We start from the raw sequence: 16,061 nt of genomic DNA on the forward strand, positions 1-16,061 counted from the left end.
ATGATTAAGGTTTTGTCAGTCGTTTGTTGCTGATTTTTGCCTTCGATGTCACAAGAATATTCGAAATAAAAATAATTTTTAAATACAGTCAATTAAGGCCATACCTCACTAAGAGTATGGATGGATAATAAGAAATTACAACTTATTGTAACGCCTATTTTCCAATCCTTTTTGGGTAAGGAGATGTGTTCGATTTGTGTTTGTGATGGCGAATAAAATGAGGGCATCGAGATTTGGGCGCAGAAATAAAATGCCCATCGGTAAGATAATTATAAGGGAGATAATTAAGAACCTATCCCACTAGGACTATTTTACTTGCCATTTTAGCCCAGGACAGTGTTCTAAATCCTTACGTACTCCGTGTACGCTCCGGTTTCTGCGCGCTGTCCGAGACCAAACTGGCTGCGACAATGACGCCTACTGAGATAGGCTCTAAGTGAAAATGGGATGATTGCTCAAGGAACGTCAATGCCACCTGAGCAATGTTATCTTTATGCTCATGGTGTTGATGAGCGCCTCAGTGACAGGTAATCCAGCAAACTACCTAAGATAACGCCCAGCAGCGAGAGCGTGGCGCCGACAATGAGCAAACATTCTGCCAATAGCGGTAGTGAGAACCCACTCAATGCGTCGCTAATAAGCAGGATGAGCCACAATGCCAGTAAAACTACGCCCAATCCTAACATTAGGACGGCCTTCTGATAATAATTCTGGAATGTGGAGCGAACCTGAAAGGTGTCTGTCTTCTGGGTGTATTCCAGTGTTTCGCGGCAGATGGACAGGATTGCCAGGCCGGGTAATGCTGCAAAAATGGAAAAGAGATAGAACCATGCCCAGCCATAGGATTCAACAAACCAGCCCGCAATCGGCCCAACGTAAACCCGCCCTATAGCAGAAAGGGCAGAAAGGAGAGCAAATTGTGTGGCTGAGAAAGATTTATTACACAGCGTCATTAACAGCGCGACGAAAGCCGCTGTGCCCATCCCACCACAGAGATTCTCTAGAAAAACGGCCGTGGCCATCGTAAATAGGTTTTTGGCAGTGATCGCCAAAAGCCAGTATCCCGCGTTGGATAAGGCTTGAAGAAGCCCAAAGAACATCAACGCTCTGAATAACGAGAGTCGTTGCATCAATAGTCCGCCGTAAATCGCCCCAATAATGGTGGCAATTAGCCCTAGCGTTTTATTGACTAACCCAACATCACCCGCATTGAAGCCAACTCCACGTATTAAGAAGGTGGTTGTTAAGCTAATCGCAAAGGCGTCGCCGAGCTTATATAGCACGATGAGCAGTAAAATGAGCCAGGCGTTGTTGCGGGTGAAGAAATCTCGCAGCGGAGCAACAATGGCTTGCTCTATCGTGCGTGGCGCAGGCTGACTATTTAACGGTTCCGGTGCTAATAAGGTGGCGAACACTCCAATCAACATAAGCCCCGCCATGAGCCAATAGGTTGCCTGCCAGCCGAGATAGCGATCCGCCATCCATAGCGCCAGCCCGCCGGAAACTAGCATGGCAAGACGGTAGCCTAATACTGAGGTGGCCGCGCCTATGCCGCGTTCTTCCGCAGGCAGTAAATCCGTTTTATAGGCATCAAAAACAATATCCTGGGACGCTGAACAGAAGGCGACCAACACGGCTAACGCCGCCAGCCACCCGAGATCATGCGCCGGGTTCATAAACCCCATACCCACAATAGCGACAATGAGCAGTAGTTGGCTGAGAATCAACCATCCGCGGCGTCTGCCAAGAAACGGCGGGGTATAGCGATCCATGAGAGGGGACCAGAGAAACTTAAATACATAGGCCTGGCCCACTAAGGAGAAAAAACCGATGGTTTTGAGATCGATATTTTCTACCGTCATCCAGGCTTGCAGTGTGCCGGATGTCAAGGCTAATGGTAAACCTGAGGCGAAGCCAAGTAACAGCATAAAAAGCGAATTACGTTGGCTGAATAAGGCACTGATGCGATTAAACATACTGAGTCCTTTCCCTTGCTGAGAACTATCCCTGACGCAAGGGAAGCGGCATAGAGTAATTAACGGGCGTTTTCTTTGATAAAGTTGCTAACACTGGTGTCCTGCGCCATGTCGTTGATGACATCACCCAATACCGTGTTAACCGCAGCGGTAATTTTATCGTTGCTAGCCGTGAAGGCACCCTGAACATTGTACGTCGAACGATAGTTCTTCACCTGCTTATTGCCATTTACCGCCTGAGAAATGATGGAGATGTCTGCTTTGGTCGTGATGTTGTAGCGCAGATTTCCTTCGGAAACATCGGCATATAAATGATTAACCACAATCTGTAGTGCGACTGGGCCGCCAGTTCCGATCATATAGCCACGTGCGGTCATTTGCTTTTCCAATGCTTCTTGCAATAGAAAGCGCAGATCGCGCGAAGGCGTCAGTGTAATCAACTGGCCGTCACGATTTACTTTCGCTAGCGCATGATCGGCGCGTTGATCCGCACCATTAATGCTGATCGTCACGCCCATCAATGTTGGGTCCTGAGACGGCAGGCTAATTTTGGGGGCTATGTTTAGTGTGTTGCTCTGCGTTGCACATCCAGCAAGTAGGATGGCAGCCAGAAAAGGGTAAAGTAATTTTTTCAACATTCGTATATTCTCAGTAAAAAAATCAATGTAGTGAGCCGACGGAAATTGTCGATATCATATCATCGTCGCCGTAAGGAAAAAGGGTTGAACAGCGGTAAATCGTTCCGAAAAGCATCTTTTTTCTCGTGCCATTGGCCGGAAAATCGGTTTTATCGCACCAAGATTAACGATGGTACATCAATGTGCTTCAGCATCCTTTCTGCTTTGCCCCATCCTATAAGGGCTATTTTACTTGCCATTTTGGCTCTGGGCAGTGTTCTCAATCCTTGCGTGCTCTGTGTACGCCCCGGTTTCTGCGAAACTGACTACGCCATTTACGCCTACTGAGATAGGCTATTAATCGCCCTATCTGGTGGGATCTTTTAAAAAATAGCAGTTTATTTGATGGCTTTGGTATGAATGCCTATCGCCATGCTGCGTTTATGTTTCATTTTTTCAAGCTGACAGGAGCATTTTATGATGCGCGAAACGATAGAAGAAAAGCTGCGTATGGGGTTTGAGCCTCTTCATCTTGAAGTGATGGATGAAAGCCATCGGCATAACGTCCCTATTGGAGCGGAAAGCCATTTTAACGTGGTCGTGGTTAGCGACAAATTCGCGGGTAAACGTGTGATTGGGCGACATCGCGCTGTCTATGCGGTATTGGCTGAAGAACTAGCGAATTCAGTACATGCGTTAGCGCTGCATACTTATACAGAAAAAGAGTGGGCCACGTTGCAAAACACCGTCCCGCCTTCACCGCCCTGCGGTGGCGGAGGTATTCGTTCATAGTAGTAACCCAAAGCCGCTCCAGACAGTGAAGCATGGGTTATTGGCAAAAGCGTGAAAGTATGAATTCGTAGTGATAATCGTCCCCGCGCCGTTCTCGACTCATCACCGCTATGCCGCTATAATGCTGCGTCTATTTTTCCTGAATGTATTCGGGACGCTTCTGACTACAGGGAACGGGGTTGGCAATTTCCCGGTTCTGCGGGGTTGATCCCAGCCTGTGCGCCTTGGTGCCAGTTGCTTAAATCAGTCTTGCTGTCGTGAGGGTTTTTTCGTCGCGAGAATAGTTTTGGGGTTGACCGATCACTGTGATTTTTTGAGGTAACAAGATGCAAGTTTCAGTTGAGACCACTCAAGGCCTGGGACGTCGTTTAAATATTACGATCCCCACAAAAGATATTGAAAATGCGGTTGATCGCGAACTCACAACGTTTGCGAAACGGGCAAAGATTGATGGATTTCGTCCCGGTAAAGCACCTAAAGCATTGATTGCAAAACGTTATGGTGCAGACGCACTGAATAATGCTTTGGGTGAGGCTATGGAGTTGAACTTGGTTAATGCGCTGCAACAAGAAAATTTGGTTCCCGCAGGGCGCGTTAAGTATGTTCCAGGTAGCTATGATAAAGATGCTGACTTTACTTATTCCGTTGAGTTTGAAGTGTACCCGGAAGTTGAACTGAAAGGCCTGGATGCGATCGAAGTTGAAAAACCGGTTGTTGAAGTGACTGACGCTGATGTTGATACCATGCTGGAAACGCTACGTAAGCAACAGGCGACCTGGAAAGACACTGATCGTGCTGCGGCAGCGGAAGATCGTGTCACTATCGATTTCACTGGCTCTATCGACGGTGAAGTCTTTGAAGGCGGCAAAGCGTCTGACTTCGTTCTGGCAATGGGGCAGAATCGCATGATCCCGGGCTTCGAAGATGGCGTTGTTGGGCACAAAGCGGGTGAAGAATTCACTATCGATGTGAACTTCCCAGAAGATTACCACGCTGAAAATCTGAAAGGGAAGGCGGCACAGTTTGCTATCGTGCTGAAAAAAGTGGAAGAGCGTGAACTGCCAGAATTGACCGAAGAATTTATCAAGCGTTTCGGCGTCGCTGATGGTTCTCTGGAAGGCCTGCGTGCTGAAGTCCGTAAAAATATGGAACGTGAACTGAAAGGCGCGGTGAAAAACCGTGTGAAAACGCAGGTTCTGGATGGGCTAATCAAGGCCAACGAAATCGACGTACCGGCAGCGTTGATAGATAGTGAAATTGATGTGTTACGTCGTCAGGCGGCACAGCGTTTCGGTGGCAACGAGAAGCAAGCGCTGGAATTACCGCGTGAGCTGTTTGAGGAGCAGGCTAAGCGCCGCGTTACTATCGGCCTGTTACTGAGTGAAGTCATCAGCGGCAATGAACTGAAAGCTGACGAAGCGCGCGTTAATGCACTGATCGAAGAGATGGCTTCTGCTTACGAAGATCCGCAGGAAGTTATCGAATTCTATAGTAAAAATAAAGAATTGCTGAACAATATGCGTAACGTCGCATTGGAAGAGCAAGCCGTAGAAGTTGTGCTTGCTCAAGCGAAAGTGGTTGAGAAATCGGTCAGCTTCAATGAGTTGATGAATCAAACGGCTAACGCATAAATCCTGCTTACGTTAATGTTATTTAACGTATAGTTGGCTGCTTTTCAGACAAAGCCCACACTGTATTGTGTGGGCTTTTGCTTATGGCGTTACGCATTTTGAAGTAATAATTATCGTTTGGGTTACCTGTCGTTTCCAGAACGGACTTAGGCACGGAGTGCGGCGTGATGGACTGAAATTGCGCTATGATTAACCCGAGAGATGAGGATATCCGAGCGGTGACGCGCTAAACCTCAGATTTTCAGTGCCGATAACGTATTAATAATAAAATGATTGGCTCTTTAATCGGGCGCGATTGATAGTGTAAGCTTGAAACTCAATGCGTGGGTCCCCATTCTCTGAAAAAGAGACGTTGGCACGGCTGGTAAGGATTCTTGGTCGTATAGGTTGCACTACTGCGAAGGGATAAGGTGGCGTAGTCATCCCTCCCTATCTCTAGTAGAATCGATCGATACAATGATTGAACAACGCAATTACGCGTGCCCGACGCATTTTATCTAGGAGACGTGAATGTCATACAGTGGCGAACAAGAAAGACAAGCACCCCATATGGCGTTAGTGCCGATGGTGGTTGAACAGACCTCGCGTGGGGAACGTTCTTACGATATTTATTCCCGTCTGCTAAAAGAACGGATAATCTTCCTGACTGGCCAAGTAGAAGATCATATGGCGAATCTGGTTGTGGCGCAAATGCTGTTTCTGGAAGCCGAAAATCCTGAGAAAGACATCTATCTCTACATTAATTCTCCTGGTGGAGTGATTACTGCTGGGATGTCCATATACGATACCATGCAGTTTATCAAACCGGATGTCAGCACGATTTGTATGGGGCAGGCTTGTTCAATGGGCTCCTTTCTGTTGACGGCAGGGGCGAAAGGTAAGCGTATTTGCTTGCCAAACTCGCGCGTGATGATTCACCAGCCATTAGGCGGTTTCCAGGGGCAGGCAACGGATATTGAAATCCATGCCAAAGAAATACTGAAAGTGAAAGCTAAAATGAATGAACTGATGGCGAAACATTCGGGGCAACCTCTTGAAGTAATAGAAAGAGACACCGAGCGCGATCGTTTTCTCTCTGCCAGTGAGGCAGTAGAATACGGCTTGGTAGACTCCGTATTCACCCACCGCGCATAATGTTTGCCGTAATCGCGGTCTGGGGTCGCTAAAAATCAGTGTTCGACCGATAGTCTGTTGTGCGAGGTTGTTTTGCGCGTATTGGCTATAAGTATCGGCGTTCGTTGTAGCAATATCGCTGTGGTTGGCCTGCGGGCAAAAGACGAAAAAGAGGTTTAACTCATGACAGATAAGCGCAAAGACGGTTCAGGAAAATTACTGTACTGCTCTTTCTGCGGCAAAAGCCAGCATGAAGTGCGTAAGCTGATTGCCGGCCCGTCGGTGTATATCTGCGATGAATGTGTTGACTTGTGTAACGACATTATTCGCGAAGAAATTAAGGAAGTTGCGCCACACCGTGAGCGTAGCGCGTTGCCGACGCCACATGAAATTCGCCGTCACCTTGACGATTACGTTATTGGTCAGGAGCAGGCTAAAAAGGTGCTGGCTGTTGCGGTATATAACCACTATAAACGCTTGCGTAATGGTGACAGCAGTAATGGGATTGAGCTGGGTAAAAGTAATATCTTGCTGATCGGCCCGACGGGAAGCGGTAAAACGCTGCTGGCTGAGACGCTGGCGCGTTTTCTGGATGTTCCGTTCACAATGGCGGATGCGACCACGCTGACTGAAGCAGGTTACGTGGGTGAAGATGTTGAAAATATCATTCAGAAGCTGTTGCAGAAGTGTGACTACGATGTCCAGAAAGCGCAGCGTGGGATTGTCTATATTGATGAAATCGACAAGATTTCTCGTAAGTCTGACAATCCGTCGATCACCCGTGATGTATCTGGTGAAGGTGTGCAGCAGGCGCTGTTAAAACTGATTGAAGGCACCATTGCGGCGGTTCCTCCGCAGGGTGGTCGCAAACATCCTCAACAGGAATTTTTGCAGGTTGATACCTCCAAGATTCTCTTTATCTGCGGTGGCGCGTTTGCCGGGCTTGATAAAGTGATCGAGCAACGTATTGATACGGGGCGTGGCATTGGCTTTAATGCTACGGTTAAGGGATCGGCTGAAAAAGCGACAGAGGGTGAGTTGTTAAGTAATGTTGAACCCGGCGATCTGATTAAATTCGGTTTGATTCCTGAGTTTATTGGCCGTCTGCCTGTGGTGGCGACGTTAAGGGAATTGAGCGAAGACGCTTTGATTCAGATTCTGCGTGAACCGAAAAACGCATTGACTAAGCAGTATCAAGCGCTGTTCAATCTGGAAGGTGTTGAGCTGGAATTCCGTGATGAAGCGCTGGCGGCAATAGCCAAGAAAGCGATGGCGCGTAAAACGGGTGCTCGTGGTCTTCGCTCTATTGTTGAGGCTGCCCTGCTGGATACTATGTATGATCTGCCATCGCTGGAAAGCGTTGATAAAGTTGTCATTGATGAATCCGTTATTGCAGGCCAGTCAGATCCCCTGTTGATCTATGGTAAGTCAGGAACGCAGCAGGCATCCGGCGAATAATTAATCAGTTAAGTCGTCTTGAAGAATAAAATGGGGGATTTTATCCCCCATTGGTTTTTTACACGTATGACGATCGTTGAATGTGAGACATTTATCCCCATATACTCAAATACCTATTTGATGAAACCCGTGAAAACCGCGTTTCACGAGATTCCCATAACCTGGCGGAAACGAAACTAAGAGAGAGCTCTATGAACCCTGAGCGTTCCGAACGCATAGAAATCCCCGTATTGCCGTTGCGCGATGTGGTGGTTTATCCGCACATGGTCATTCCGTTGTTTGTTGGTCGGGAGAAATCGATTCGGTGCCTTGAAGCCGCAATGGATCATGATAAGAAGATCATGCTGGTGGCACAGAAAGAGGCCTCAACGGATGAGCCAAGTATTAACGATCTTTTCTCGGTAGGGACGGTAGCCTCAATTCTTCAAATGCTTAAGCTGCCTGACGGTACGGTAAAAGTGTTGGTCGAAGGGTTACAGCGCGCGCGCATTACTACTCTTTCAGACGGCGGAGAGCATTTCGCCGCACAAGCAGAATATCTTGATTCCCCGGCAATTGATGAGCGCGAACAGGAAGTGCTCATGCGTACGGCAATCAATCAGTTTGAAGGATACATCAAGCTAAACAAGAAGATTCCGCCGGAAGTCCTGACATCTCTGAATAGCATCGATGACGCTGCGCGTTTAGCTGACACCATTGCTGCGCATATGCCGCTCAAATTGGCTGACAAGCAGTCGGTACTGGAAATGTTCGATATCACCGAACGTTTAGAGTACCTCATGGCGATGATGGAATCCGAAATCGACCTTTTGCAGGTAGAAAAGCGGATTCGTGGCCGTGTTAAGAAGCAAATGGAAAAAAGCCAGCGTGAGTACTATCTGAATGAGCAAATGAAGGCCATTCAGAAAGAGCTGGGCGAGATGGATGATGCGCCGGATGAACATGAGGCGTTAAAACGTAAGATTGAAGCGGCGAAAATGCCGAAAGAGGCTCGTGAGAAAGCCGAAGCTGAATTACAAAAGCTGAAAATGATGTCTCCCATGTCGGCGGAAGCGACAGTGGTACGTAGCTATATCGATTGGATGGTGCAGGTGCCGTGGAATGCGCGCAGCAAGGTGAAGAAAGACTTGCGAAAAGCGCAGGAGATGCTGGATACCGATCATTACGGTCTGGATCGTGTTAAAGAACGCATTCTCGAATATCTCGCAGTACAGAGTCGTGTCAGTAAGATCAAAGGGCCAATTCTGTGCCTGGTGGGGCCGCCGGGGGTGGGGAAAACATCGCTTGGTCAGTCAATTGCCAAAGCGACAGGACGTCAGTATGTCCGCATGGCGCTGGGCGGTGTGCGTGACGAAGCGGAAATACGTGGGCACCGCCGCACCTATATTGGCTCTATGCCGGGCAAACTGATCCAGAAAATGGCGAAAGTTGGTGTGAAAAACCCGCTATTCCTGCTGGACGAGATCGATAAGATGTCTTCCGACATGCGTGGCGATCCGGCTTCGGCCTTATTGGAAGTGCTCGATCCTGAGCAGAATGTCGCATTTAACGATCACTACCTGGAAGTCGATTACGATCTGTCCGATGTGATGTTTGTTGCTACATCAAACTCCATGAACATTCCGGCCCCGTTGCTCGATCGTATGGAAGTTATTCGCCTGTCCGGCTATACCGAAGACGAAAAACTGAATATTGCTAAAAAACATTTATTACCCAAACAAATAGAGCGTAACGCGCTGAAAGAGGGTGAGTTGTCGGTAGAAGACAGTGCGATTGTGGGGATTATCCGCTATTACACGCGTGAAGCCGGCGTGCGTAGTTTGGAGCGTGAAATATCCAAGCTCTGCCGGAAAGCCGTCAAAATGCTGCTGATGGATAAATCTATCAAGCATATTCAGATTTCCGGCGAGAATCTCAAAGATTTCCTGGGAGTACAGCGCTTTGACTATGGGCGCGCTGACGATGAAAATCGTGTCGGGCAAGTCACTGGTTTGGCCTGGACAGAAGTTGGTGGTGAGTTGCTCACCATTGAAACTGCCTGTGTGCCGGGTAAAGGTAAGCTGACCTATACCGGTTCATTGGGCGAAGTCATGCAAGAGTCGATTCAGGCGGCGCTCACTGTGGTGCGTGCCAGAGCGGAAAAATTGGGTATCAATGCGGATTTTTACGAGAAACGCGATATTCACGTCCATGTTCCTGAAGGGGCGACGCCAAAGGATGGGCCGAGTGCGGGTATCGCTATGTGCACCGCACTGGTTTCCTGTTTGACGGGGAATCCGGTACGTGCCGATGTGGCGATGACGGGAGAAATCACGCTGCGCGGTCTGGTGTTGCCAATCGGTGGTCTGAAAGAGAAACTGCTGGCTGCTCATCGAGGTGGCATTAAGACGGTGTTGATTCCAGATGACAACAAGCGAGACCTGGAAGATATCCCACAGAACGTCATTGCGGATCTTGATATTCACCCGGTGAAACGTATTGAAGAAGTGCTGGCGTTAGCGTTGCAAAATGCGCCTTCCGGTATACAGGTGCTCTCGGCATCCAAGCCTAAAGACAAGGTAAAATAGTGACCTGTCGCATAGACTCTTGAGAAAATCAGAGCTGGTGAGTGAAATCGTGCTTGCCAGCTTTTTTTTGTACCGCTAAGTTAGTGCACTGTTGGTTCAAGCCTTAACGGATTGAGCCTGACAACATTGATAATAAACGACGTATCGTGTCTTGGGCCGTTAAAGCGCGATAAGAGAATTCCAAAGGGGATGACAGAGTGAACAAGTCTCAATTGATCGACAAAATTGCCGCAGGTGCTGATATTTCCAAAGCGGCGGCAGGACGTGTGTTAGATGCAATTATTGGTTCCGTTACCGAATCCCTGAAAGAAGGGGATGATGTTGCCCTGGTTGGTTTTGGTACTTTCACCGTGCGCGAGCGCGCGGCTCGTACCGGGCGTAACCCACAAACAGGTAAGGAAATCAGCATTCCAGCGGCAAAAGTACCTGGTTTCCGTGCGGGTAAGACGCTAAAAGACGCCGTTAACTGATTACTACGCCACAGGTTTGGTTGATAACCATCGTGGGTGCCAAACAATACCTGACGTAAGGATATTGGTAAGGTAAGATACGAGGCGCATCATTTTATGATGTGCCTTTTATTTATAGAGCATCATACTAACTTAGCACTGGGCGGAATCGTGTCGAAGCGGTGCGAAAATAGCAGATGCTATCGTCGAACAGTAAACATCGCAACGGATCGTTCAGGTGTCGGGTTATAAGCTTAAGTGCGCCCTAGCCTTGTTTTAGGCTATAGCTATCGCAAGGATGCATGGCCTCGGCCAGCGCAGGGAGTTTTATCCATTCTACAGCGGAGTGTTGTCACATTATGATGGACAATTTACGTACGGCTGCGAATAACGTCGTGCTCAAAATTATTCTTGCTTTGATCATCGCATCATTCGTTCTTACTGGCGTTGGTGATTATCTTATTGGTGGTTCAGGCGATTATGCCGCAAAGGTGAATGGGCAGGAAATTACCCGTGCACAGCTTGAACAAGCGGTACAAAACGAACGTAGTCGTCAGCAGGAAACGTTGGGCGAGAACTTTTCTCTCTTGGCGAGCAACGATGGTTACATGCAGCAGTTGCGTAGGCAGGCACTCTCACAACTCATTGATGAAGTCTTATTGGATCAGTATGCCAATAAGCTGGGGCTTAATATCAGCGATGAGCAGATCAAACAGGCGATCTTCAACGTCCCGGCGTTTCAGACTAACAACCGTTTTGATAACGAAAAGTATCTGGATCAGGTTCGTCGACTTGGCATCACCCCAGAGATGTATGCTGAGATGTTGCGTAAGCAACTGACATCTCAGCAGTTGATTCGCGGTTTCGGCAATACGGCATTCCTGCTGCCACAGGAGATTGATCACCTGGTGAAACTGGCTGCACAAGATCGCGTCGTCCGTATCGCCACTCTGGATGTCGCTGCCAGGTCGCAAGCCCAGACGGTAGCTGATAATGAAATTCAGGGATATTACGATCAACATAAAGGGAATTTCATCGCTCCAGAAGAATTCAAAGTGAGCTACATCTTGTTGGATGCGGCTCGCATCATGGAGGATGTGAAGGTTGACGATGCAGCGATTAACGATTTCTATGAACAGCATAAGAACGACTATTCACAGCCGGAGCGCAAAAAATTCAGCGTTATTCAGGTAAAGGATGAGTCAGCGGCGACGTCGGTTTTGAATGCGCTAAAACAAGGCGGTGACTTTGCTACGCTAGCAAGAGAAAAATCAACGGACATCATCTCGCGCCGTAACGGTGGCGATTTGGGTTGGATGGACGCGGACAGCATGATTGATGAGCTTAAGCAGGCCAAATTGACGGAGAAAGGTCAGATTTCCGCAGCGATTAAATCCTCAGTTGGCTATCTGATCGTGCGTCTTGACGATATTCAGCCACAGAAAATTAAACCGTTGAGTGAAGTGCGTGCTGAAATAGCTGAGAAAGTGAAGCATGAAAAGACGCAGGATGCGTTCTATGCGTTGCAGCAAAAAGTGAGTGAAGCGGCGAGCAATGATAACGAGTCTCTGGCCTCAGCGGAAGACGTCGCAGGGGTGAAGGCTACACAGACTGACTGGTTTACCCGGGAGAATATACCCGCAGCGCTGAACTTCCCGCCTGTCACGCAAGCAATCTTTAACGGCGCCTTGTTGGGGGAAAACGGTGCGCCGGGTAATAACTCCGATGTGATAAATGTTGATGGCGATCGCGCTTTTGTATTACGAATCACCGCTCATAAGCCTGAAAGTACGCGCCCTCTTGAGCAGGTTCGTTCCGAAATCGTAGAGACATTAAAACACCAGAAGGCCGAGCAGCAGGCTAGAGTGGACGCTGAAAAAATGTTGGCTGAGCTAAAGCAAGGGAAGGACGATGCGCTTAAAGCGGCTGGGTTGAGTTTTGGCGAAGCAAAAACGCTGTCCTCTCTCTCTCAGGGTGATGTGATGGCTGAGGCTATCTTTGCGATGCCACATCCGCAGAAAGATAAGCCGACTTACACGATAACACAGGATCAGGCTGGTAATGTCGTGCTGGTTGCGCTGGATAGCGTGACGCCACATCAGCTCAACGATGAACAGAAAACACAGTTTGCCAGCCAGATTCAACAAAGTTCACTGGGCTCGCTGTTTGATTCACTGTTGTCTAGTTTGCGCAGTGAAGCGGAAATCAAGATGGGAAATGCAGCGCAGGAATAGCAATAAATCCCGCAAAATTTTGTAAACCATTGCAATAACTAAAGGCCGCTTTCGCGGCCTTTTCCACATTTAAATTCCGCCGTTTGCGATACCGATGGATCTGCGGCAAGGTGATTGCGCTGTCACACACATGGAGGAAACAGCATGAAAAAGTCAGGAATAAAAGCGTTGTGCTTAATCATTGGAATGAGTTTATCGGGGTTGCCATTACTCGCTCAGGCGGTGCCTAAAGCCGTCGACGGTGCGGCAGTTGCGGTAAAGTCCGCACCAGCGGATCAGAAAGCGGAAAAAGCCACGCTCCCTGATAGCGACGAGGACAAGGTAAGCATCAATTCGGCAGACGTAGCTGAACTGGCCGATGTCATGAACGGTGTCGGTCTGAAAAAAGCGGAAGCGATAGTGAGCTACCGTGAAAAAAATGGACCCTTTACCCAGATCGAACAATTAACTGAGGTGCCGGGGATTGGCGCGGCATTGGTTGAGCGTAATCTCTCGCGATTGAAACTGTAATGTTGGTCGCAGCCCAGTTGAGCATCTTGTCTGGGCTGCAGGCCTTTGTGTTGCAGCGTGAAATGTTAGCGTAATCCTGTTTTTTGCTTTAGTGAGACCATAACCGCAGCGGGATCGTTTTGATATTGCGCCAGTCCGTTGGCCCGTAAATGACAGGCGGCGCATTGTCCACACCCCTCACCCTTAATGCCGTTATAGCAGGTTAGCGTATGAAAACGCACGGTATCAAGTTGCTGGTAGTAGTCAGCCAGCGCCCAGGTTTCAGCCTTATTGAGCCACATCAGCGGTGTTTCAAAACGAATATTACGGGCGATACCCAAGACAATCGCCTGATTCAGCGCCTTGACGAATTCGTCACGGCAATCCGGGTAGCCAGAGAAATCTGTCTCACAGACGCCAGTAATGACGGCCTCCGCCCCGACCTGATAAGCGTAGATAGCTGCGAGCGTCAGGAAAAGAATGTTTCTTCCAGGAACAAAAGTATTAGGAATACCCTGTGAGTTAGCGTCGTAATCAGGAACAGGAATGCTATCGCGTGTTAAGCTGCTTGTGGCCAGTTCATTCAGCAGGCCTACGTTTAGCACTTTATGCGCCGTGGCGCCTAGCGTTACGCTGAGTTCCCGCGCAACATCAATTTCCGCGCGGTGACGTTGCCCATAATCGAAGGTGATGCAGTGGACGTCATCATAATGTTGCAAAGCCTGAATCAGGCAGGTTGTAGAGTCTTGCCCACCGCTAAAAACGACAACAGCACGCTTCATTTTTCATCCACCTTAATGCGACGTTAACCGCCTAGCATTTGTGACGTCAGGCGGTGTAAAACCGTCATATTACCTGAAAAATGGTCAGCATTCAGCGCCGCCGCCATCTCAAGCCGGTTTATGCAAGGCGGGGTCCGGTTTCAGAGTGGAACCTACTGGGCTGTTAAGCATATCGGCGTAGGGGCGAATGTCGCCGATATGTTCTTCTACCCAGTGGCTATTGTAGTAAGTGTCCAGATAGCGCTCACCGCTGTCACACAGCAGAGAAACGATTGCCCCTTTTTGTCCACGTTGAACCATTTCTTTGGCCAATTGCAGCATACCCCAGACATTCGTACCGGTAGATGCACCAGCTTTACGTCCTAACACACTTTCCAGCCAGTGCAGCGTCGCGATGCTGGCGGCATCAGGGACTTTAATCATGTCATCAATGACGCTGGGAATAAAAGAGGGTTCGGCACGCGGACGACCAATACCTTCTATCCGGCTTCCGCACGGCCCCGTGAGGGTTTTGTCCCGTTGCTGGTAATAGTCATAGAAGACGGAATTTTCAGGATCGACAACGACTAACCGTGTATCTAGCCCCTGATAGCGAATATAACGACCGAGTGTTGCCGACGTACCGCCAGTACCGGCACTCATTACAATATAGTTAGGCTCTGGATACGGCTCGCGCGCCATTTGGCGGTAAATACTGTCAGCAATATTATTATTGCCGCGCCAGTCGGTGGCGCGTTCCGCGTAAGTGAACTGATCCATATAGTGGCCGTTCATCTCTTGGGCTAGCTGTTCGGATGCCGCGTAGATTTGCCCTGACTGCTCGACAAAGTGGCAGCGTCCGCCATAGAAGGTGATTTGCTCGATTTTTCTTTTTGCTGTAGATGAGGGCATTACGGCGATAAACGGTAGACCAAGTAAACGGGCGAAATACGCTTCTGACACAGCCGTGCTACCGGATGATGCTTCGATAATGGGCGTTCCTTCGTTAATCCAGCCATTGCACAGCCCATAGAGAAATAGCGAACGCGCCAAACGATGTTTCAGGCTACCGCTGGGATGTGTACTTTCGTCCTTGAGATAGAAATAGATGCCGGGGTAGTTGGGCAATATTAAACGAATAAGATGCGTGTCGGCAGAACGCTGAAAATCAGCCTCAATAGCACGGATAGCATTTTTGACCCAGATAGTGCTCATGATAAAAACTCGTTGCAATGATTATCTAAATAGATTAACGAGTTTTTAGGATAAAAAAATCACCTTTTAATCTACTAAATCACCGGTTCAGGGGGTGCTTTTACCATAATATTTTCATTATGGGGAAATAAATTCTATTCAGCTGTGCTGGAGACCATTATGCTACATGTTATTAAGGCCATCATCTATGTGTTGTGCCTACCCGGCTTACATCGTGGTTTCTGGCTGAAGGAATATTACTTTCATCCCTGATGGGAGAAAGTTGGGGTAGCTAATCGCATCGTTGGGAATAGAACCATGCTGGATAAAATCGATCGCACACTGCTGAATCTGCTACAACAGGATTGCACTCTTTCACTACAAACATTGGCCGACGCGGTGAACCTTACATCTACGCCGTGCTGGAAACGCTTGAAGCGTTTGGAAGACGCTGGAATTATTCGGGCGCGAGTCGCGTTGCTAGATGAAGAGCGTTTAGGTTTGGGGTTAACGGCATTTGTCCTGCTGAAGACGCAGCAGCATAACCGCGATTGGTATCAAACGTTTACCAGCGTGGTTTCCGATATGCCGGAAGTTTTGGCCTTTTATCGCATGGCTGGAGAATATGACTATCTGATGCAGGTTCAGGTCGCCGATATGAAAAGTTACGATGATTTCTATAAACGGTTGGTAAATGGTATTCCTGGGCTAGTCGATGTAACATCCAGTTTTGCTATGGAACGAATCAAATATACTACGGCACTGCCACTATCCTTATGA

The 16,061-nt window shown here is 48.4% G+C and carries 13 protein-coding genes; 9 read left to right on the plus strand and 4 right to left on the minus strand.

Annotated features, from left to right (window positions below):
- Positions 1 to 497: 497 nt before the first annotated feature.
- Positions 498 to 1,976: a muropeptide MFS transporter AmpG gene (ampG, locus tag RFN81_RS04565; RefSeq protein WP_264497988.1), complete on the minus strand. Its 1,479-nt coding sequence runs from the start codon at positions 1,974 to 1,976 to the stop codon at positions 498 to 500.
- A 59-nt stretch (positions 1,977 to 2,035) separates the two neighbouring features.
- Positions 2,036 to 2,614 carry a lipoprotein gene (locus RFN81_RS04570; protein WP_264497989.1) on the minus strand — a complete coding sequence of 193 codons (579 nt, stop codon included), beginning with the start codon at positions 2,612 to 2,614 and terminating at the stop codon, positions 2,036 to 2,038.
- Positions 2,615 to 3,070: 456 nt separating this feature from the next.
- Between RFN81_RS04570 and bolA the strand changes: the two genes are divergently transcribed.
- From bolA to RFN81_RS04610, 8 genes are all read left to right on the plus strand, one after another.
- A complete protein-coding gene (bolA, locus tag RFN81_RS04575; RefSeq protein WP_264497990.1) occupies positions 3,071 to 3,385 on the plus strand; it encodes a transcriptional regulator BolA in 315 nt (104 codons plus the stop codon).
- Between the two features lie 326 nt (positions 3,386 to 3,711).
- Positions 3,712 to 5,016, plus strand: coding sequence for a trigger factor (tig, locus tag RFN81_RS04580; protein ID WP_264497991.1), 1,305 nt, complete (start codon positions 3,712 to 3,714; stop codon positions 5,014 to 5,016).
- 510 nt (positions 5,017 to 5,526) lie between these two features.
- Complete coding sequence (clpP, locus tag RFN81_RS04585) at positions 5,527 to 6,150, plus strand: ATP-dependent Clp endopeptidase proteolytic subunit ClpP (RefSeq protein ID WP_264497992.1); 624 nt, start codon at positions 5,527 to 5,529, stop codon at positions 6,148 to 6,150.
- Between the two features lie 162 nt (positions 6,151 to 6,312).
- Positions 6,313 to 7,587, plus strand: coding sequence for an ATP-dependent protease ATP-binding subunit ClpX (gene clpX / locus RFN81_RS04590; protein ID WP_264497993.1), 1,275 nt, complete (start codon positions 6,313 to 6,315; stop codon positions 7,585 to 7,587).
- 191 nt (positions 7,588 to 7,778) lie between these two features.
- Positions 7,779 to 10,154, plus strand: coding sequence for an endopeptidase La (gene lon, locus RFN81_RS04595; RefSeq protein ID WP_264497994.1), 2,376 nt, complete (start codon positions 7,779 to 7,781; stop codon positions 10,152 to 10,154).
- A gap of 197 nt (positions 10,155 to 10,351) precedes the next feature.
- The gene (hupB, locus tag RFN81_RS04600) at positions 10,352 to 10,624 is read left to right on the plus strand and encodes a nucleoid-associated protein HU-beta (RefSeq protein WP_264497995.1); all 273 of its coding nucleotides are present in this window, start codon (positions 10,352 to 10,354) and stop codon (positions 10,622 to 10,624) included.
- A 338-nt stretch (positions 10,625 to 10,962) separates the two neighbouring features.
- Entirely contained in the window at positions 10,963 to 12,837 is a 1,875-nt protein-coding gene (gene ppiD / locus RFN81_RS04605; protein ID WP_264497996.1) for a peptidylprolyl isomerase, read from the plus strand.
- 144 nt (positions 12,838 to 12,981) lie between these two features.
- Positions 12,982 to 13,347, plus strand: coding sequence for a helix-hairpin-helix domain-containing protein (locus RFN81_RS04610; RefSeq protein ID WP_264497997.1), 366 nt, complete (start codon positions 12,982 to 12,984; stop codon positions 13,345 to 13,347).
- Positions 13,348 to 13,412: 65 nt separating this feature from the next.
- Here the strand turns inward: RFN81_RS04610 and queC are convergent, their stop codons facing one another.
- On the minus strand, positions 13,413 to 14,108 hold the full coding sequence (queC, locus tag RFN81_RS04615; RefSeq protein ID WP_264497998.1) for a 7-cyano-7-deazaguanine synthase QueC: 696 nt from the start codon (positions 14,106 to 14,108) through the stop codon (positions 13,413 to 13,415).
- Positions 14,109 to 14,216: 108 nt separating this feature from the next.
- On the minus strand, positions 14,217 to 15,302 hold the full coding sequence (locus RFN81_RS04620; protein ID WP_319800191.1) for a PLP-dependent cysteine synthase family protein: 1,086 nt from the start codon (positions 15,300 to 15,302) through the stop codon (positions 14,217 to 14,219).
- Between the two features lie 297 nt (positions 15,303 to 15,599).
- On the opposite strand from RFN81_RS04620, the gene RFN81_RS04625 reads away from it, so the two are divergent.
- Positions 15,600 to 16,061, plus strand: coding sequence for an Lrp/AsnC family transcriptional regulator (locus tag RFN81_RS04625; protein WP_264497999.1), 462 nt, complete (start codon positions 15,600 to 15,602; stop codon positions 16,059 to 16,061).

Origin of the sequence: Pectobacterium cacticida (assembly GCF_036885195.1) — a bacterium.
Taxonomy (GTDB): Bacteria; Pseudomonadota; Gammaproteobacteria; order Enterobacterales; family Enterobacteriaceae; genus Pectobacterium; species Pectobacterium cacticida.

Coding starts and splice junctions, on each gene's coding strand:
- tig (WP_264497991.1), top strand. CDS start 3,712: ATGCAAGTTTCAGTTGAGACCACTCAAGGCCTGGGACGTCGTTTAAAT.
- clpP (WP_264497992.1), top strand. CDS start 5,527: ATGTCATACAGTGGCGAACAAGAAAGACAAGCACCCCATATGGCGTTA.
- bolA (WP_264497990.1), top strand. CDS start 3,071: ATGATGCGCGAAACGATAGAAGAAAAGCTGCGTATGGGGTTTGAGCCT.
- queC (WP_264497998.1), bottom strand. CDS start 14,108: ATGAAGCGTGCTGTTGTCGTTTTTAGCGGTGGGCAAGACTCTACAACC.
- RFN81_RS04620 (WP_319800191.1), bottom strand. CDS start 15,302: ATGAGCACTATCTGGGTCAAAAATGCTATCCGTGCTATTGAGGCTGAT.
- RFN81_RS04610 (WP_264497997.1), top strand. CDS start 12,982: ATGAAAAAGTCAGGAATAAAAGCGTTGTGCTTAATCATTGGAATGAGT.
- RFN81_RS04570 (WP_264497989.1), bottom strand. CDS start 2,614: ATGTTGAAAAAATTACTTTACCCTTTTCTGGCTGCCATCCTACTTGCT.
- RFN81_RS04625 (WP_264497999.1), top strand. CDS start 15,600: ATGCTGGATAAAATCGATCGCACACTGCTGAATCTGCTACAACAGGAT.
- ppiD (WP_264497996.1), top strand. CDS start 10,963: ATGATGGACAATTTACGTACGGCTGCGAATAACGTCGTGCTCAAAATT.
- clpX (WP_264497993.1), top strand. CDS start 6,313: ATGACAGATAAGCGCAAAGACGGTTCAGGAAAATTACTGTACTGCTCT.
- lon (WP_264497994.1), top strand. CDS start 7,779: ATGAACCCTGAGCGTTCCGAACGCATAGAAATCCCCGTATTGCCGTTG.
- ampG (WP_264497988.1), bottom strand. CDS start 1,976: ATGTTTAATCGCATCAGTGCCTTATTCAGCCAACGTAATTCGCTTTTT.